The sequence below is a fragment of the Glutamicibacter sp. St.4D3 genome (assembly GCF_059728615.1).
On the sequence record NZ_AP039380.1, the window covers coordinates 1,055,118 to 1,073,099 of the forward strand.

Below are 17,982 nucleotides of genomic sequence, written 5' to 3' on the forward strand. Positions count from 1 at the left end.
AGCGAACCACCCACAGAGGAACGGTGCCACAATGAGCCAGACCCAGAACCCGGATAACCAGGACCCCGGACCCACCGGGATCACCGCCCCCCGGGGCTTTGCCGCCGCCGGGGTGCCGGCCGGGCTGAAGTCCACCGGCGCCAACGACGTGGTGGTGGTGCGCAACCTCGGCCCGAGCCGCGCCGCGGCCGCGGTGTTCACCTCCAACCGGGTGGCCGCCGCCCCGGTGCTCTACTCGCGCCAGGTGATCGGCGACGGGCGGGCCGACGCGGTCGTGCTGAACTCCGGCGGGGCCAACGCCTGCACCGGCGCCGAGGGCTTTGCCAACACCCACCGCACGGCCGAATACGCGGCCGGGCTGCTGGGGATCTCCGCGGCCGACGTGCTGGTGGCCTCCACCGGGCTGATCGGCATGCAGCTGCCGATGGACAAGCTGCTGCCCGGCGTGCAGCGCGCCGTCGACGCCCTGGACACCACCGCCGAGGCCGGGCTGGCCGCCGCCACCGGCATCATGACCACCGACACCGTGCCCAAGCAGGCGGTGCGCCGCGGCGCCGGGTACACGATCGGCGGGATCGCCAAGGGCGCGGGCATGCTCGCCCCGGGCCTGGCCACCATGCTGGTGGTGCTCACCACCGACGCCCAGCTGCCGGCCGCGCAGCTGGACGCGGCGCTGCGCGCGGCCACCGCCGCCAGCTTCGACCGGGCGGACTCCGATGGGTGCATGTCCACCAACGACACCGTCGCCCTGCTGGCCTCCGGCGCCTCGGGCGAAACCCCGGACACCGGCGAATTCACCGCGCTGCTCACCGAACTGTGCCAGGAGCTGGCCCGGGCGCTGATCGACGACGCGGAGGGCGCCGAGCACACCATCGAGGTGCGCACCGTCAACGCCGCCAGCGAGGCCGACGCGCTGGAGGTCTCCCGCGCCGTGTCCCGCTCAAACCTGGTCAAGACCGCGATCTTCGGCCGCGACCCGAACTGGGGCCGGGTGCTCTCCGAGGTCGGCACCACCGCCGCCGCCTTCAAACCCGATCAGCTGAACGTGTCGATCAACGGGGTCATGGTGTGCCGGGCCGGGTCGGTGGGCGAGGACCGCGACCTGGTGGACCTTGAGCAGCGCCAGGTGCTGATCGAGATCGACCTGAACGCCGGCACCGAGCAGGCCGCGATCCTGACCAACGACCTCACCCACGCCTACGTGCACGAGAACTCCGCCTACTCCAGCTAGGAACCGCCCACCCATGTCAAGCACCCAGCAACCCAGCCCCAGCAAAACCGGCGAGCAGCCGGGCACCGGCCGGCCGGCGTCCCCGCCCATGCCGGAGCCGACCGGCATGGACCTGGCCCAGCGCAAGGCCGAGGCGCTGATCGAGGCGCTGCCCTGGATCCAGCGCTTCGCCGGGACCACCATGGTCATCAAGTACGGCGGCAACGCCATGGTCAACGATGGCCTGCGCCGCGCGTTCGCCGAGGACATCGTGTTCCTGCGCCACGCCGGGATCAACCCGGTGGTGGTGCACGGCGGCGGCCCGCAGATCAACGCGATGCTGGACAAGCTGGGCATCGAATCCGAATTCCGCGGCGGACTGCGGGTGACCACCCCCCAGGCCATGGACGTGGTGCGCATGGTGCTCACCGGCCAGGTGCAGCGCGACCTGATCGGGCTGATCAACTCCCACGGGCCCTACGCGGTGGGCCTGTCCGGGGAGGACGGGGCCACCCTGCAGGCGGTGCGCGCCGGCACCACCGTGGACGGCATCGAGGTGGACCTGGGCCTGGTCGGTGAGGTCACCGCGGTGCGCACCGACCAGATCGACAACCTGCTGGCCGCGCAGATGATCCCGGTGCTCTCCACCGTCGCCCCGGAAGTGGGGGCCGACGGGGAGCCGACCGGGGCGGTGCTGAACGTGAACGCGGACACCGCCGCCGCGGCGCTGGCCGCCGCCCTGGGGGCCAGCAAGCTGGTGATCCTCACCGACGTTGAGGGCCTGTACGCGGCCTGGCCGGACAAGTCCTCGCTGATCTCCTCGCTGACCAACGATGAGCTGCGCCGGATGCTGCCGTCCCTGGTCTCCGGGATGATCCCGAAGATGCGCGCCTGCCTGGCCGCGGTGGACGCCGGGGTCTCCCGCGCCCACATCGTCGACGGGCGCCAACCCCATTCGATGTTGCTTGAAGTGTTCACCACCGCCGGGGTCGGAACCCAGGTGGTGCCCGGAAAGGACGAGAAATGACCTCCCACCCCCATCAACCCGACGCGCTGGCCGCCCTGGGCGCACTGACCTCCACCGCGCTGACCGAACGCTACTCCTCGGCCCTGCTGGGGGTGTTCGGCACCCCGCAGCGGGTGCTGGTGCGCGGCGCCGGCTGCCACGTCTGGGACGCCGACGGCCGCCAGTACCTGGACCTGCTGGGCGGGATCGCGGTCAACACGCTGGGCCACGCCCACCCGCTGCTGAACTCGGTGATCTCCTCCCAGCTGGCCACCCTGGGGCACATCTCCAACTTCTTCACCTCCCCGGCCCAGGTCGCGCTGGCCGAAAAGCTGCTGGAAATCTCCGGCGCCCCGGGCGGTTCGAAGGTGTTCTTCGCCAACTCCGGCACCGAGGCGAACGAGGCGGCCCTGAAACTGGCCCGGCGCAACGCCGGCACCGCCCAGGCGCCGCGCACCAAGGTGATCGCCCTGGAAAACGCGTTCCACGGCCGCAGCCTCGGCGCGCTGTCGCTGACCTGGAAGCAGGCGTACCGCGAACCGTTCGAACCGCTGCCGGGCAACGTGCAGTGGGTGCCGGCCGGGGACATCGAGGCGCTGCGCGCGGCGGTGGACGAAACCGTGCAGGCCGTGTTCATCGAGCCGATCCAGGGCGAGGCCGGGGTGCGCGAACTGGACCACGAGTACCTGCGCGCCGCCCGGGCCATCACCCACCAGGCCGGGGCGCTGCTGGTGTTCGACGAGGTGCAGTCCGGCATGGGCCGCACCGGCCAGTACTTCGCCTCCGCCCCGGTGCTGCCCGATGCGATGACCCTGGCCAAGGGGCTGGGCGGCGGGCTGCCGATCGGGGCGATGATCGCGTTCGGGCACAAGGCCGCGGACCTGCTGCGCCCGGGGGACCACGGCACCACGTTCGGCGGCAACCCGGTGGCCACCGCCGCCGCCCTGGCCACCATCCACGTGATCGACAAGGACGAGCTGCTGGGCCACGTGGCCGAAACCGGGGAATGGCTGCGCGCACAGCTGCAGGGCATCGGCGGGATCAGCGCCGTGCGCGGGCGCGGGCTGCTGCTGGCGTTCGACCTGGACAAGCCCATCGCCGCCGCGCTGGTGCCCGCCGCCCTGGACGCCGGGTTCATCATCAACACCACCGGGCCGGCCACCATCCGCCTGGCCCCGCCGCTGGTCATCACCCGCGACCAGCTGTCCACCTTCATCGCCAAGCTGCCGGCCCTGATCGGCCAGGCACTGCTGACCCACAAGGAGAACTAGCCCATGGCAACAACCCGCCACTTCCTGACCGACCTGGACCTCTCACCGGCCGAACAGCGCGAGGTGCTGGATTTGGCGCAGGCGATGAAGGCCGACCCCTACGGCTACACCCCGTACGCCGGCCCGCAAACCGTGGCGGTGTTCTTCGACAAGACCTCCACCCGCACCCGGGTCTCCTTCCACGCCGGCATCGCCGAACTGGGCGGCTCCCCGCTGATCATCAACTCCGCCGAATCCCAGCTGGGGCACAAGGAGTCCATCGCCGACTCGGCCAAGGTCCTGGAGCGCATGGTCTCCACCATCGTCTGGCGCACCTACGCCCAGGCCGGGCTTGAGCAGATGGCGCAGAACTGCGCGGTGCCGGTCATCAACGCCCTGTCCGACGACTACCACCCCTGCCAGCTGCTGGCAGACCTGCTCACCGTGCGCGAGCACAAGGGCGAGCTGGCCGGGTTGAGCCTGGCCTACCTGGGCGACGCGGCGAACAACATGGCCAACTCCTACCTGCTGGCCGGGGTCAACGCCGGCATGCACGTGCGCATCGCCGGGCCCGAGGGCTACCTGCCGGCCGAGCCGATCGTCGCCGCCGCCCGCCAGCGCGCGGAGGCCACCGGCGGCTCGGTCACCATCACCACCGACGCCGCGGCCGCCCTGGCCGGCGCCGACGTGGTCGCCACCGACACCTGGATCTCCATGGGCCAGGAGGATGAGAAGGAGGCGCGCCTGGGCCTGTTCCGCGACTATGCGCTGAGCACCGAGGCGATGGCCCACGCCAAGGACGACGCGATCGTGCTGCACTGCCTGCCGGCCTACCGCGGCTACGAGATCGCCGCGGAGGTCATCGACGGGCCGCAGTCCGTGGTGTTCGACGAGGCCGAGAACCGGGTCCACGCCCAAAAGGCCATCATGGCCTGGCTGCTGCACGCCTCCGGGCTGGCCGCCAGCGTGCGGGAAGCGAAGTAGCATGGCTGCCCAACCCAGCACCAAGACCGCCCGCCAGGCGCGCATCCGCACCTTCCTGGGCAACCACTCGGTCAAGTCCCAGGCCGAACTGCTCGCCCTGCTCAAGGACGACGGGCTGGAAGTCACCCAGGCCACCCTCTCCCGGGACCTGGTGGAAATCGGCGCCGTGCGCATCCGGGACACCTCCGGGCAGCTGATCTACGCGGTGCGCCAGGAAGGCGGGGACCGCTCCCCGCAATCCGCGCTCACCCAGGAGGTGCTCGACGCCCGGCTGTCCAAGATCTGCCAGGAGCAGCTGGTCACCGCGGAAGCCAGCGGCAACATCGTCGTGCTGCGCACCCCGCCGGGGGCTGCGAACCTGCTGGCACTGGCCATCGACCACTCGCAGATCCCCGCGATCCTGGGCTGCATCGCCGGTGATGACACCATCATGGTGATCACCCGTTCGCCCGATGGCGGCGCCGAGGTCGCCAGCCGCTTCCTGCAGCTGGCCGACACCAACTAGCACCGTTCTGCCCGCACTCGATCCGGGTTTGGCCCGCAGGGCGGGTCCCGGGGTGGGGTGTGGTGGGCCAGCCACCGGTGGTGGCTGGCCCACTGGTGTTTCCGGCCGGTGTTTCCCGGTGGGTGTTTCCCGCCGGTGGTCCCCGAAAGAATTTTGGGGTTCGTGGGTTATCCCCATCCCGCCGGGCCTGGGTGGGGTGCCCAAGTTTGGTGGGTGATGGTAGGTGGCATGAATCAGGTTTCCCTGGCCACGGCCCTTGAGGTGGTACGCCACCGGGTGCGGCACAACGGTGCGGCACTAGAGGGCACGGTGCTGCGTGAAATCCAGGAACTGTGTACCGGCCTGTTCACCGACCTGGCCGGGCTGGTGGGGGCCACCCACCGGGCACCTGTCGCGTTGGGTGGGGCCAGCTGGGTGGAAGAGCACTACCGGGCGGTGATCCGCGCTCAACTGGCCGCGATCGCCGCGTTGGAAGCCACCGGGGCCCACCGGTTGGAAGTGGGCGAGTATGACCGGTTGCGGCAGGACCCGGCCGGCACCCAGGGCCCGGTGTTGTACGCGACCGGGCGGCCGGTGTACAAGGACACCACCGCGTTGCTGGAGTCCTGGGTCGGGATCAACTATTTCGAGGCCCGCACCCGGGTGGAGGACACCCACCGGGTCCAGGCCCGACGCAACAGTGCCGGGCAAGGCGCTGGCCCACGGTTTGAGCGGCTGGCTGGTTTGTTCAAGGATCCGGGTCGGGACCCGCGCCCGGTGCGGGATGCGGCCCGCCGGTTGGAGGCGTTGGAACCATCCACGGTGGGGCAGGAACTATCCGGGGTGCTGCCAGGAGTCGCAGCCAGGGCCGGGGATGGGCGGTTGTTGGAGGAGCACGCCACCGAGATCCTGGTGGAGCATGACCCGGTGACCGCGGCGAAGCGGTTGACGGGGTTGTGTACCGGGTATCGGAAGGCGAACGAGTCGGTGGCTAAACCGGAGGTCGGGATTTTCCGTCGGGCGACCGTGTTGGGGGTGGATCAGTATTTGATCCGGGTGGAGGGGGTGGATGCGGAGTTGCTGCGTTCAGCGATCGCGCAGGCCGATAATCCACGTACCCAGGCCGGGGCCGCGGCCCGGAGCCTGTCCCGGTCCGGCAGGCCCGGCCCCCAGGACAACACCCAGGCCAGCCCCCAGGACAACACCCAGGCCAGCCCCCAGGACAGCACCCTCTCTGGGGAAACAACCGGTCCTGGCCGTGGTGGGGACCAGGGCTGTGCTGGTGAAGAGAGTGGGCAGGTTCCGGCATGGCTGGTCACGGATCAGCCGCCACCACCCTGGGCGATCGACCCCGACACGGAACCAGGGGTTGCCGACACGGAATCAGGGAATGCTGCTGAAGCCGTCCCGGCTGTCGATTCAGACGTCGGGTCAGGGGCTGCCGGTTCCGGGACTGTGTCACCGCACGACAGTGGGTTGGCCCCCGGCACAGCTGCCGATCAGCCACCTATGACAGGGCCGGAGCGAGCAGGGGCCGCAGCCGATCGGCCGGGTGCCGGTGCTGGTCGTGGGACGGCGTGTCCTGCCAGCACCCCGGCCCCGCAGGGATTCACCCAGCCCCTGGCCGAGCAGGACGAAGCCGACCCAGACCCGACCGGGACAGGCGCGGCTCAGCAAGACAGCGCTGAGGGTCCTGGCCCGGATCGTGTTGAGGGGGTGGAGGCTGCGGTGCCGCGGCGCAGGCTGCAGGCCCTACTGGATTTGATGCGGGCCCGGGTCACCGGGGCCGGGGCGTTGAAGACCATCACCCCGCAGGTCGTGGTGTACATGCAGTTGCAGGACCTGATGGACCTGGCCGAAGGTCATGGCATCACCAGCCGCGGGGTCACCGCCCACGGGGTGGAGCTCGACGCCGGCCAGCTGCGTCAGGCGTTGAGCCGGGCACGGATCATCCCGGTCGTGCTGGGCGGGGATAGCCAGGTCTTGGATGTGGGCCGGGCCCGCCGGGACTTCAACGTGCCGATGTGTACCGGGTTGCAGGCCAGGGACCGGGGGTGCATCATGCCCGGGTGCACCTACCCTCCAGAAATGTGCGAGGCCCACCATTGGAAGAACGGGGGCTGGGCCGGAGGATGTGGCACCAGTGTGGGTGAAGGTGGCCTCTTATGTCCCAGGGAGCATGATGACTATCATGCCGGGAAATTCAAGATCGTTGATGTGAACGGGTTGCCGCATGTGGTGTTGCCCAAGCATCTGGATCCTTCCCAGACCCCGCGGCGTAACCGGTACTGGTTCGCCAGCTGGGAAGACCCTTCCAAACCAGGGCAGCAAGCAGCCCGGCAAAAGCCACCGGAACAAAAACCGGCCCCGGGCCAGACGAACCCGCCAAAGCCAGACGGCCCGCCACCGGATGCCACCAAACGCAACAGCAGTCGTCGTCGGCGGTCGAGGACCGGGCCGGGTCCTGGGCAGGACCCGCCAGCGGCCACCCCACCTAAAGCAGCCGACAGCTAACTTTTGCTGCAGTGCTTCGCAAGGTTGATTCCCGGAGCAAACACGACGGCGGTGTGCTGCAGTCGATGCAGTACACCGCCGTCGCCTTGCCCAACGACAAGCTGCAGGCTAGGCAGCCAGCTCTTCGATGCTTTCCATTCCAAAGGCATCTTCAAAGGCCTTCTGCACTTGATCGGTGTGGGAGACCAGAATGATCCGGTGAATGGAAGTGACGTGCTTGTTGGTCTCAACCCAGTCGCCGATGGCCTTGGCAGCAATTTCGGCCACTTGCTGTGCGGGCCAGCCGAAGGCCCCAGCACCAATGGCGGGGAATGCGACGGAATGAGCATCATGGCGAGTAGCCACGTATAGCGAGTTGGTGAAGCAATCAGAGAGGATCTTCGGGTTCGCCTTGCCCAGATTCAGGTTGGGTGCCGCGGTGTGAATGACCCACCGCGCATCCAGTTTTCCGGCCTTGGTCGCGACCGCAATACCTGAGGGAATGCCATCGGGGTACTGGTTCTTGCGCACTGCACGGCACGCCGCCAGGAGCTCAGGGCCGGCGGCCTCGTGGATGGCGCCATCAACACCACCGCCGCCGAGCAGTGACGGGTTGGCAGCATTCACCAAAGCCTCAGCCCCGACTCGCGTGATATCCCCGCGTACGAGTTGGATTTCCATGGGTCGTACCTCCAAGAATCTCCGTGTTCCTCTATGTGTAAGATCACCTTACGCGGCGGCTATGGGCAGTGGAAGGGTTTTGCGGGTAACTACAGGCAAAAGTATGCCCCCACCACAGTCAATCTGTGCTGGGGGCGAACTTTCTGGGAAGCTCAGCGAGGCGCTAGGACGGCCTATAGGTACTCTTCGATGATGGCGCGGAACTGGGGAAGATCGAACATCTCGGTCACGGCCAACGCATTTTGCGGCCCGAGCTTCGGGTCGGCGCCCGCCTCCAGCAGCATGCGGGTGGACTCCTCGTCCTGCTTGAACACCGCGCAGGTAAGCGCGCTTTGTCCGCGTGCGTTGAGCTGGTCCAGCTCTGCTCCGCGCTCAATCAACGCCTTCACGACTTCGGGCTGTGAATTGTAGGCAGCCAGGATCAGCAGGGAGTCGCCCTTGCCGTCGGTCAGGTTTACCGGAATCCCCTGATCAATCACCGAGCTGAGCATCTGAACCTTGCCCTGCCGGGCCATGTCCAGCACCTGGTTCAGGAATTCTATTTGCTCATTGGAAAGTTCCGGCTGTCGTGGGGTATCAGTCATGGTTTTAGTCTAACGAGCCTTGGGACTTGGGACGAGGATGTGTCGCTCGCTCGTCGACACTGCCTCTGCGGGATAGAGCAGTCCAGATTGAATATTTATGAGCTTCTATGCATAAACTTTGTTAGAGTGTTCAACAGTGAATATAAAGCTTGCGGTCCACCACGTGGTGTCTGCTGAAAGGAACTAGGCATGAGCTCTTCAACCAACGAAGGTTCGCTATGGGGCGGCCGCTTCTCCGGCGGCCCAGCAGAAGCCATGGCGGCGCTGAGCAAGTCCACGCACTTCGACTGGCGTCTGGCCAGCTACGATATCGCCGGTTCACGCGCCCACGCCAAGGTCCTGCATCGTTCGAACCTGCTCACCGACGACGAACTTTCCGGGATGCTGGCCGCGCTGGACCAGCTGGAGGAGGACGTCAAGACCGAGCGCTACGTGGCCGCCGAGTCGGATGAAGACGTCCACGGTTCGCTGGAGCGCGGCCTGCTCGAGCGGGCGGGCGCCGGGCTGGGCGGGAAGCTGCGCGCCGGCCGTTCCCGCAACGACCAGATCGCCACCCTGGGTCGGATGTTCCTGCGCGATCATGCGCGCATCATCGCCAAGGGCCTGATCGAGACGATGGACGCGCTCGTCGCCCAAGCCAAGGCCCACCCCTACGCGCCCATGCCGGGGCGCACCCACCTGCAGCACGCCCAGCCGATCCTGCTCTCGCATCTGCTGCTTGCCTACGCCTGGCCGATGCTGCGCGACGTGCAGCGGTTTGTGGACTGGGACAAGCGCGCCGCGGTCTCACCGTATGGATCCGGTGCCCTGGCCGGCCAGACCCTGGGGTTGGATCCGAACTTCGTCGCCGCCGAACTCGGCTTTGATTCGGCCGTGCACAACTCGATCGACGGAACCGCGGCACGTGACGTCTTCGCCGAGTTCGCCTGGATTACGGCCATGATCGGCGTGGATCTTTCGCGCATCAGCGAGGAAGTGATCCTGTGGGCCACCAAGGAGTTCTCGTTCGTGACCCTGCACGATGCGTTCTCCACCGGCTCCTCGATCATGCCGCAGAAGAAGAACCCGGACATCGCCGAGCTGGCCCGCGGCAAGGCCGGGCGCCTGATCGGGGACCTGACCGGGCTGCTGGCCACCCTGAAGGCCCTGCCGCTGGCGTACAACCGTGACCTGCAGGAGGACAAGGAGCCGGTGTTCGACGCCGCCGACACCCTGGAGCTGCTGCTGCCGGCGGTGGCCGGGATGATCGCCACCTTGAGCTTCAACACCGAGCGGATGGCCGAGCTGGCCCCGCAGGGGTTCGCGCTGGCCACCGACATCGCCGAATGGCTGGTGCGCCAGGGCGTGCCGTTCCGCGACGCCCACGAACTGTCCGGGGCGGCGGTGAAGCTGGCCGAGTCGCGCGGCGTGGAGCTGTGGGACCTGAGCGATGAGGACTACGCCTCGATCTCCGAGCACCTGACTCCGGCGGTGCGTGAGGTGCTGTCCACTGCGGGTTCGCTGAACGCGCGCAACGGACAGGGCGGGACCGCTCCGAGCGCCGTGCAGGCCCAGCTGGAGGAGTTCGAACGCCAGTTGCAGGACGTGCGCACCTGGGCCGGGAGCTGATCGCGCACCTGCCGCCTCCCGCCGCGCTTTGACCGCAGCCCGCCGCCCCCTCCACGGGTGCCGGCGGGCTGTGGTGTTTGTGGGCATCGCAGGTGGTGCTGGTGGTTTTCCCGGTGCAGCCGATACAGTGTGGAGCATGACACAGCATTTGTCGCCCGAGGAACTGATCACTGAGGTCACCCGGGCATTGGATGAGCTCCAGGCCCAGTTGCGCGCACTTCCCGACGAGGATTTCGCCAAGCCCAGTTCGCTGCCGGACTGGACGGTGTCCCAGCTGGTCGCGCACCTGCATTCCTTCGCCCGCGCCGCGATCCGCCAGTTCGCCAACGCCGGCAGCGCCAACCCGCCGGAGATGTACGACGGGGGCATGGCCGGGCGCGTGGAGGCGATCAACATGGCCGCGCTGATGCGCCCGGACTCGCTGCGCCCGCTGGCCCTGGATTCGCTCGACGAGCTGCGCGCCGTGCTGCCCGGCACCGTGCAGAAGTGGGAGGAAAACGTCGGGTACCGCCCCGGGGCGACCGTGGCCGACATGATGCACGCCACCTGGCGGGAAATGCTGATCCACGCAACCGACCTGGACGAATTCAAGCGTCCGGCCGCCAGTTGGCCGCGCAGCTTCAGTGAGCACCTGATCCGTGCGCTGCAGCCGCGCGTGGCCGAGACCGACCGGATCGTGTTGCAGCCCCACGGCAAGGAGCCGATCGTGCTGGGGGAGGGGGCGCACTCCTACGTGCTGACCGGAACCGACTTCGACCTGGCCGCCTGGCTGGCCGGACGACCGCCGCAGGGCGTGGTGCAGGCCTCCTCCGACGCCGAGCTCTCGGACTTCCCGACGCTGCTGCCCTGGCCCTCGGGGCAGCTGCTGCCTCGCTGAGACCGGCTGATTCACGGCCCCGCTGAACCACCTCCCGCCCCGTGTTTTCCGCCCTGCAGGGGCCGGAAACGCGGGGCGTTGTGCTGCACCGGTACCCGCCCCGGCTGGGCGGGGTGCCGCGGGAGCTGCCGGGACGGCCTAAAATTGACGGGTGACGAATAACGAAAGCATCAGTGACCTGTTGGACCGCCTCTGCGCGATAGTGCCCGATTACCCGCAACCGGGGGTGTCCTTCAAGGACCTGACCCCGGTGTTCGCCGACCCGCATGGGCTGCGCCGGATCGTCGACGAGTTGACCTCCCGCTTCGCCGGGCAGTTCGACATCGTTGCCGGGCTGGAGGCCCGCGGGTTCGTGCTGGCCGCGGCCGCCGCCTACGCCACCGGCACCGGCATGCTCACCATCCGCAAGGCCGGCAAGCTGCCCCGGCCCACCTACCGCGACGACTACACCCTGGAGTACGGGTCGGGGTCCCTGGAGATCCACCGCGACGAAGTCCGCCCCGGCACCCGCGTGCTGATCCTGGACGACGTGCTGGCCACCGGCGGCACCGTGGGCTCCGCGGCCCGGCTGATCGAACGCACCGGTGCGACGGTGGCCGGGATCGGCGTGGTGCTGGAACTGGATGAGCTGAAGGGCCGCCAGCAGCTGAGCGGATACAACGTGCACAGCCTGCAGCTGGTCTGATCCGCGCGCCCGAATCCGCCGCCGGTGAACGTGTCGCCGGTTGCGTCACATCATTGCCCGTTGCCGGGGTGCGGCGGCGTAGAATGGTCTGTCTTGATTTTGCAGTGTGAGGGGAGCACCAGTGGCCGGGACGATCGACAAGGATCTGATCGACGAATCGCAGTACGTGGCACGGCTGTATGCGCGGCTCGATGAGCTGCGGGCGGAGAAGATCGAACAGCTGGAGCGCACCCGGGCCACCGGGGCGGTGGGCAGCTTCCAGAACCAGTCCGAACGCGACTCCTTCGCCACCCTCTACGAGGACCGGATCGCCCAGCTGGAGGCCGTGGAGGACCGGCTGGTCTTTGGCCGGCTGGACATGGACGGGCGGATCGCCGCGGACCCCGAATCGGCCGGCAGCCCGCGCTACATCGGACGCATCGGCATCACCGACGAGGACCTGAACCGGCTGATGGTGGACTGGCGGGCCGCGGAGGCCGCCCCGTTCTACCAGGCCACCGCGCTGCAGCCGCTGGGGGTGCGCCGCCGCCGCCACCTGATCCTCAAGGGCCGCACCGTGGCCGGGGTGGAGGATGACGTGCTGGACCCGTCCTGGCTGGACGAGGGGCATTCGCACCGCGGCGAGGGGGCGCTGATGGCGGCGCTGCGCGAGAAGCGCACCGGGCGGATGGGTGACATCGTGGGCACCATCCAGGCCGAGCAGGACGCGATCATCCGCTCCGAGCTGGCCGGGGCGATCGTGGTGCAGGGCGGGCCGGGCACCGGCAAGACCGCTGTGGCGCTGCACCGCGCCGCCTACCTGCTCTACGAGTACCGGGAGCGGCTGAAGAACGCCGGGGTGCTGATCGTGGGCCCCTCCACCTCCTTCATGCGCTACATCGAACGCGTGCTGCCCTCCCTGGGGGAGACCGGCGTGGTGATGGCCAGCGTCGGGGAACTGTACGCCGGGGTGCCCACGGTGCCGGAGCTGAACCGCACCACCGCCCGGGTCAAGGGCGAGCTGTCGATGGCCAGGGTGATCGCCCAGGCGGTGCGCAACCGCCAGCGGCTGCTGCCCGAGGACCGCACCGTGGTGGTCGAGGGCACCCGGCTGACCCTGACCCGCAAGATGGTGCGCAACGCCCGGGACCGGGCCCGGCATTCGCGCCGGCCGCACAACCAGGCCCGCGAGACCTTTGTGAAGGTCCTCGTCGAGGAGCTGGCCGAACAGATGAAGCGGGTGCTGGAGGAGTCGGCCGGGCAGATCAGCGCGGCGGACCGCAGCTACCTGCCGCAGGAGGTGCGCGACTCGCACGACGTGCGCGTGGCGCTGAACCTGTGCTGGATGCCGATGACCCCGCAGCGCCTGCTCTCCGAGTTGTTCGCCAAGCCCTACCTGCTGGAGGCCGCCGCCCCGCACCTGGACGCCGCCGAGCGCGCCGCGCTCTACCGTCCGGCCGGTTCGCCGTTCACCGAGGCCGACGTGCCGCTGCTGGATGAGGCCGCGGAACTGCTCGGGGAGTTCACCGACCCGCGCGACACCCCCGACGCCGCCCAGTTCGACCGGGACGTGGAGAACGCGAAGGCCGCCTTGGCGAACATGGACGTGATGCTCAAGAACGCGGGGATCGACGGGATTGTCACCGCCGAACAGGTTGCCGGGCTGAACCAGGAGACCGGGGCGCGGATGACCGCCGCCGAACGCGCGGTCGCGGACCGCACCTGGGCGTACGGGCACATCGTGGTCGACGAGGCCCAGGAGCTCTCCCCGATGCAGTGGCGCCTGCTGATGCGCCGCTGCCCGATGAAGTCCTTCACGATCGTGGGGGACATCGCCCAGACCTCGGCGGCCTCCGGGGCGCTGAGCTGGGGGGAGGCGCTGGAGCCGTTCTTGGGGCAGCGCTTCCGGCTGGAGGAGCTGACGGTGAACTACCGCACCCCGGCGCAGATCGCGGACGCGGCCACCGCCGTCGCCCAGGCTGCCGGGCTGCGCATCACCACCCCGCAGGCGGTGCGCGAGGGGGACTGGCCACCGCTGTTCACCCACACCGATGCCGAAAACCTGCTGCCGCAGCTGCTGCGCATCCTGCCAGGGGAGCTGGAGTACTCCCAGGGCGGGCTGCAGGCGGTCATCGTCCCGCAGGAGAAGGTCGCCCAGTACCGTGCGGCGCTGGCCGAGGTGTACGGCCAGCGGGTCGGCTCCGGTTCCGGGGGCATGGTGCAGAACATCGTGGTGATTTCCGCCCGTGAATCCAAGGGCCTGGAGTTCGACGGGGTGCTGATCGTGGAACCGGCCGCGCTGATCAGCGAGGTCGACGGCGGGGTGGGGGACCTGTATGTGGCCATGACCCGCACCACCCAGCGCCTGCACGTGCTCTACAGCCAGGAGTTGCCCGCCGGGCTGGACACCGCCGCCGCCGCGGCCGTGAACTGACCCGCGCTTCGGCATGGGGATGCGCAGCGGGAGCACGTTGCGCATCCCACGTCCGGGTTCCGGCGCAATCTGGGCGGATCAACTGAGCACCACGCCCGGATTTTGCTAACGTTGGGGTTGTGTCTGAAATGAAGCAGAATCCCGCCCTCGCGGGACAACGTATTGATCCGTCGTTCGATAACATCTGGCAGGAACTGAAGTGGCGCGGGCTGGTCCACGTCTCCACCGATGACGCCGCGCTGGAAGAAGCGCTTGCCAACGAGACGGTCACATACTATTGCGGCTTCGACCCGACCGCGGCGTCCCTGCACCTGGGCCACCTGGTGCAGCTGCTGAACATGCGCCGCCTGCAGTTGGCCGGCCACAAGCCGCTGGCGCTGGTGGGCGGTTCCACCGGGTTGATCGGCGATCCCCGCCAGAGCGCCGAACGCGTACTGAACACCCGGGAGACCGTGGCCGAATGGGTTGCCAGCCTGCAGTCCCAGGTCTCGCGCTACCTCTCCTTTGAGGGGGAGAACGCGGTGCGACTGGTCAACAACCTGGACTGGACGCAGAACGTCAGCGCCCTGGACTTCCTGCGCGACATCGGCAAGTACTTCCGGGTGGGCACCATGATCAAGAAGGAAATCGTCGCCGCCCGCCTGAACTCCGATGAGGGCATCAGCTACACCGAGTTCAGCTACCAGGTCCTGCAGGGCTTCGACTTCCTGGAGCTGCACCGCCAGTACGGCTGCACCCTGCAGACCGGCGGCTCGGACCAGTGGGGCAACCTGACCAGTGGCACCGAGCTGATCCGCAAGGTCGAGGGCAAGCACGTCCACGCCTTCGGCACCCCGCTGATCACCAACTCCGACGGCACGAAGTTCGGCAAGTCCGAGGGCAATGCCATCTGGTTGGATCCGGAAATGTGCAGCCCGTACACCTTCTACCAGTTCTGGCTGAACACCGCGGACGCCGATGTGATCGACCGGCTGAAGGTCTTCACCTTCCTCACGCGTGCCGAGATTGAGGAAATGGCGACCGAGGTGGCCGAGCGCCCGCACCAGCGCAAGGCACAGCGCACCCTGGCCTGGCTGGTCACCAGCCTGGTCCACGGCGAGGACGCGACCGAGAAGGTCATCGCCGCCTCGGCCGCGGTCTTCGGCAACGGCGAATTGGGCGAGATCGATCTGCCGACGCTGCAGGCGGTCATCGCCGAGCTGCCCTCGGCCAAGATCAAGGCCGATGAGCTGGGCATCCTCAACGTGCTGCAGACCAGCGGGCTGAGCAAGAGCCAGTCCGAGGCCCGCCGCACCGTTGGGGAAGGCGGCGCCTACGTGAACAACCACAAGGTCCAGGGGATCGACTCGGAACTTAGCGTTGATGACTTCCTGCACCAGCGCTACGCGATCATCCGCCGAGGCAAGAAGAACATGGCAGTCCTGGAGCTGGAGGGCTAACCACCCGCCCCGCAGGAGCATTTCAGGGAAACCGTCGAGAAAGTCTGTGAAGCACAGCACTTTCTCGGCGGTTTTCTGCGTCTACGCCCCCAGAGCGCCTGATTTTCCCCGGCATTCCGGAGTTTTTGTTGCACAAGCCCTCGATTTGCGTGTGTGGTGGAACCTGCGTATAGTTTTTATCTGTTGCCAGCGGGAAACACACACCGGAAACGGGATGTTTACCTGGCAGCGAGAATCCCTTCCTTTGCAGGTCACCGGATGTTCGGGTCATTTTGACTCGGGCCGGGGATGTGGTAAGGTTGGAAAGTTGCTCCGGAGCGAAGCGGCCAGCCAGATGATGGTGGTTCGTGGTGTCGGAAGCGCTTGTTGTTTGAGAACTCAATAGTGTGCCAAGTTTGTTGATACCAAATTATTTTTGTTTGGTGAATACGAAACATTTATTTGCTTGATCGCCCGCACCCCCGTGTGTGGTGGTTGAGTGTTTTTTATTCGCCGGGATTGCATCATTGGCTGCCGTGTGGTGGTTGGTGGTGTGCTTTTCTTGTTTTTTATGGAGAGTTTGATCCTGGCTCAGGATGAACGCTGGCGGCGTGCTTAACACATGCAAGTCGAACGATGATGCTGGTGCTTGCACTGGTGGATTAGTGGCGAACGGGTGAGTAACACGTGAGTAACCTGCCCCTGACTTCGGGATAAGCCCGGGAAACTGGGTCTAATACCGGATATGACTTCCTGCTGCATGGCAGGGGGTGGAAAGATTTATCGGTTGGGGATGGACTCGCGGCCTATCAGCTTGTTGGTGAGGTAATGGCTCACCAAGGCGACGACGGGTAGCCGGCCTGAGAGGGTGACCGGCCACACTGGGACTGAGACACGGCCCAGACTCCTACGGGAGGCAGCAGTGGGGAATATTGCACAATGGGCGAAAGCCTGATGCAGCGACGCCGCGTGAGGGATGACGGCCTTCGGGTTGTAAACCTCTTTCAGTAGGGAAGAAGCCCCTTTTGGGGGTGACGGTACTTGCAGAAGAAGCGCCGGCTAACTACGTGCCAGCAGCCGCGGTAATACGTAGGGCGCAAGCGTTATCCGGAATTATTGGGCGTAAAGAGCTCGTAGGCGGTTTGTCGCGTCTGCCGTGAAAGTCCGAGGCTCAACCTCGGATCTGCGGTGGGTACGGGCAGACTAGAGTGATGTAGGGGAGACTGGAATTCCTGGTGTAGCGGTGAAATGCGCAGATATCAGGAGGAACACCGATGGCGAAGGCAGGTCTCTGGGCATTTACTGACGCTGAGGAGCGAAAGCATGGGGAGCGAACAGGATTAGATACCCTGGTAGTCCATGCCGTAAACGTTGGGCACTAGGTGTGGGGGACATTCCACGTTTTCCGCGCCGTAGCTAACGCATTAAGTGCCCCGCCTGGGGAGTACGGCCGCAAGGCTAAAACTCAAAGGAATTGACGGGGGCCCGCACAAGCGGCGGAGCATGCGGATTAATTCGATGCAACGCGAAGAACCTTACCAAGGCTTGACATGTTCCAGACCGGGCCAGAGATGGTCTTTCCCCTTTTGGGGCTGGTTCACAGGTGGTGCATGGTTGTCGTCAGCTCGTGTCGTGAGATGTTGGGTTAAGTCCCGCAACGAGCGCAACCCTCGTTCCATGTTGCCAGCGGGTTATGCCGGGGACTCATGGGAGACTGCCGGGGTCAACTCGGAGGAAGGTGGGGATGACGTCAAATCATCATGCCCCTTATGTCTTGGGCTTCACGCATGCTACAATGGCCGGTACAATGGGTTGCGATACTGTGAGGTGGAGCTAATCCCTAAAAGCCGGTCTCAGTTCGGATTGGGGTCTGCAACTCGACCCCATGAAGTCGGAGTCGCTAGTAATCGCAGATCAGCAACGCTGCGGTGAATACGTTCCCGGGCCTTGTACACACCGCCCGTCAAGTCACGAAAGTTGGTAACACCCGAAGCCGATGGCCTAACCACCTTGTGTGGGGGGAGTCGTCGAAGGTGGGACTGGCGATTGGGACTAAGTCGTAACAAGGTAGCCGTACCGGAAGGTGCGGCTGGATCACCTCCTTTCTAAGGAGCTAACCATTATTGGTTGCCCGTTGCCGCCACGAGTGTTGGTGGGCGGGTTGCTCATGGGTGGAATATCAATGAACTATCGGTCGTGGTCCGTGCACTTTTTGGGTGTGGGGGTTGTGGTCGGGTTTGGTGCTGTGGGTGGTGCTGCTGGTGAGTACGCCGTGGGTTTCCGTTGTGG

13 protein-coding genes and 1 rRNA gene are annotated in these 17,982 nt (G+C 66.8%); 12 read left to right on the forward strand and 2 right to left on the reverse strand.

What is annotated here, in order from left to right:
* The first annotated feature begins 31 nt into the window (after positions 1-31).
* The 6 genes from argJ (at position 32) to AC6I21_RS04895 (ending at position 7,448) form a co-directional block, all read left to right on the forward strand.
* On the forward strand, positions 32-1,231 hold the full coding sequence (argJ, locus tag AC6I21_RS04870; protein WP_138174367.1) for a bifunctional glutamate N-acetyltransferase/amino-acid acetyltransferase ArgJ: 1,200 nt from the start codon (positions 32-34) through the stop codon (positions 1,229-1,231).
* 88 nt (positions 1,232-1,319) lie between these two features.
* On the forward strand, positions 1,320-2,237 hold the full coding sequence (gene argB, locus AC6I21_RS04875; RefSeq protein ID WP_138174399.1) for an acetylglutamate kinase: 918 nt from the start codon (positions 1,320-1,322) through the stop codon (positions 2,235-2,237).
* Positions 2,234-3,487 (forward strand): acetylornithine transaminase, encoded by a 1,254-nt coding sequence (locus AC6I21_RS04880; protein ID WP_138174369.1) that lies wholly within the window; start codon positions 2,234-2,236, stop codon positions 3,485-3,487. Before argB ends, AC6I21_RS04880 begins: the two co-directional genes overlap by 4 nt.
* A gap of 3 nt (positions 3,488-3,490) precedes the next feature.
* Positions 3,491-4,450 carry an ornithine carbamoyltransferase gene (gene argF / locus AC6I21_RS04885; RefSeq protein ID WP_138174371.1) on the forward strand — a complete coding sequence of 320 codons (960 nt, stop codon included), beginning with the start codon at positions 3,491-3,493 and terminating at the stop codon, positions 4,448-4,450.
* 1 nt (position 4,451) lies between these two features.
* The gene (locus AC6I21_RS04890; protein ID WP_054821945.1) at positions 4,452-4,955 is read left to right on the forward strand and encodes an arginine repressor; all 504 of its coding nucleotides are present in this window, start codon (positions 4,452-4,454) and stop codon (positions 4,953-4,955) included.
* A gap of 228 nt (positions 4,956-5,183) precedes the next feature.
* Positions 5,184-7,448 carry an HNH endonuclease signature motif containing protein gene (locus tag AC6I21_RS04895; protein ID WP_497763143.1) on the forward strand — a complete coding sequence of 755 codons (2,265 nt, stop codon included), beginning with the start codon at positions 5,184-5,186 and terminating at the stop codon, positions 7,446-7,448.
* Positions 7,449-7,556: 108 nt separating this feature from the next.
* Here AC6I21_RS04895 and AC6I21_RS04900 read toward each other — a convergent pair whose 3' ends face one another.
* Together AC6I21_RS04900 and AC6I21_RS04905 are read right to left on the reverse strand one after the other, a co-directional pair.
* Positions 7,557-8,108 (reverse strand): O-acetyl-ADP-ribose deacetylase, encoded by a 552-nt coding sequence (locus AC6I21_RS04900; RefSeq protein WP_138925923.1) that lies wholly within the window; start codon positions 8,106-8,108, stop codon positions 7,557-7,559.
* Between the two features lie 173 nt (positions 8,109-8,281).
* Entirely contained in the window at positions 8,282-8,692 is a 411-nt protein-coding gene (locus tag AC6I21_RS04905) for an ankyrin repeat domain-containing protein (RefSeq protein ID WP_138925924.1), read from the reverse strand.
* A gap of 189 nt (positions 8,693-8,881) precedes the next feature.
* On the opposite strand from AC6I21_RS04905, the gene argH reads away from it, so the two are divergent.
* From argH to AC6I21_RS04935, 6 genes are all read left to right on the forward strand, one after another.
* Positions 8,882-10,300 carry an argininosuccinate lyase gene (gene argH, locus AC6I21_RS04910; protein ID WP_138925925.1) on the forward strand — a complete coding sequence of 473 codons (1,419 nt, stop codon included), beginning with the start codon at positions 8,882-8,884 and terminating at the stop codon, positions 10,298-10,300.
* Positions 10,301-10,436: 136 nt separating this feature from the next.
* A complete protein-coding gene (locus tag AC6I21_RS04915) occupies positions 10,437-11,177 on the forward strand; it encodes a maleylpyruvate isomerase family mycothiol-dependent enzyme (protein ID WP_138925926.1) in 741 nt (246 codons plus the stop codon).
* Positions 11,178-11,328: 151 nt separating this feature from the next.
* Positions 11,329-11,862, forward strand: coding sequence for an adenine phosphoribosyltransferase (locus AC6I21_RS04920; protein ID WP_246049779.1), 534 nt, complete (start codon positions 11,329-11,331; stop codon positions 11,860-11,862).
* Positions 11,863-11,983: 121 nt separating this feature from the next.
* Positions 11,984-14,275, forward strand: coding sequence for a HelD family protein (locus AC6I21_RS04925; protein ID WP_138927176.1), 2,292 nt, complete (start codon positions 11,984-11,986; stop codon positions 14,273-14,275).
* Positions 14,276-14,403: 128 nt separating this feature from the next.
* Positions 14,404-15,714 carry a tyrosine--tRNA ligase gene (tyrS, locus tag AC6I21_RS04930; protein WP_138925927.1) on the forward strand — a complete coding sequence of 437 codons (1,311 nt, stop codon included), beginning with the start codon at positions 14,404-14,406 and terminating at the stop codon, positions 15,712-15,714.
* 547 nt (positions 15,715-16,261) lie between these two features.
* Positions 16,262-17,798: ribosomal RNA gene (locus tag AC6I21_RS04935) — 16S ribosomal RNA — on the forward strand.
* Positions 17,799-17,982: the final 184 nt, after the last annotated feature.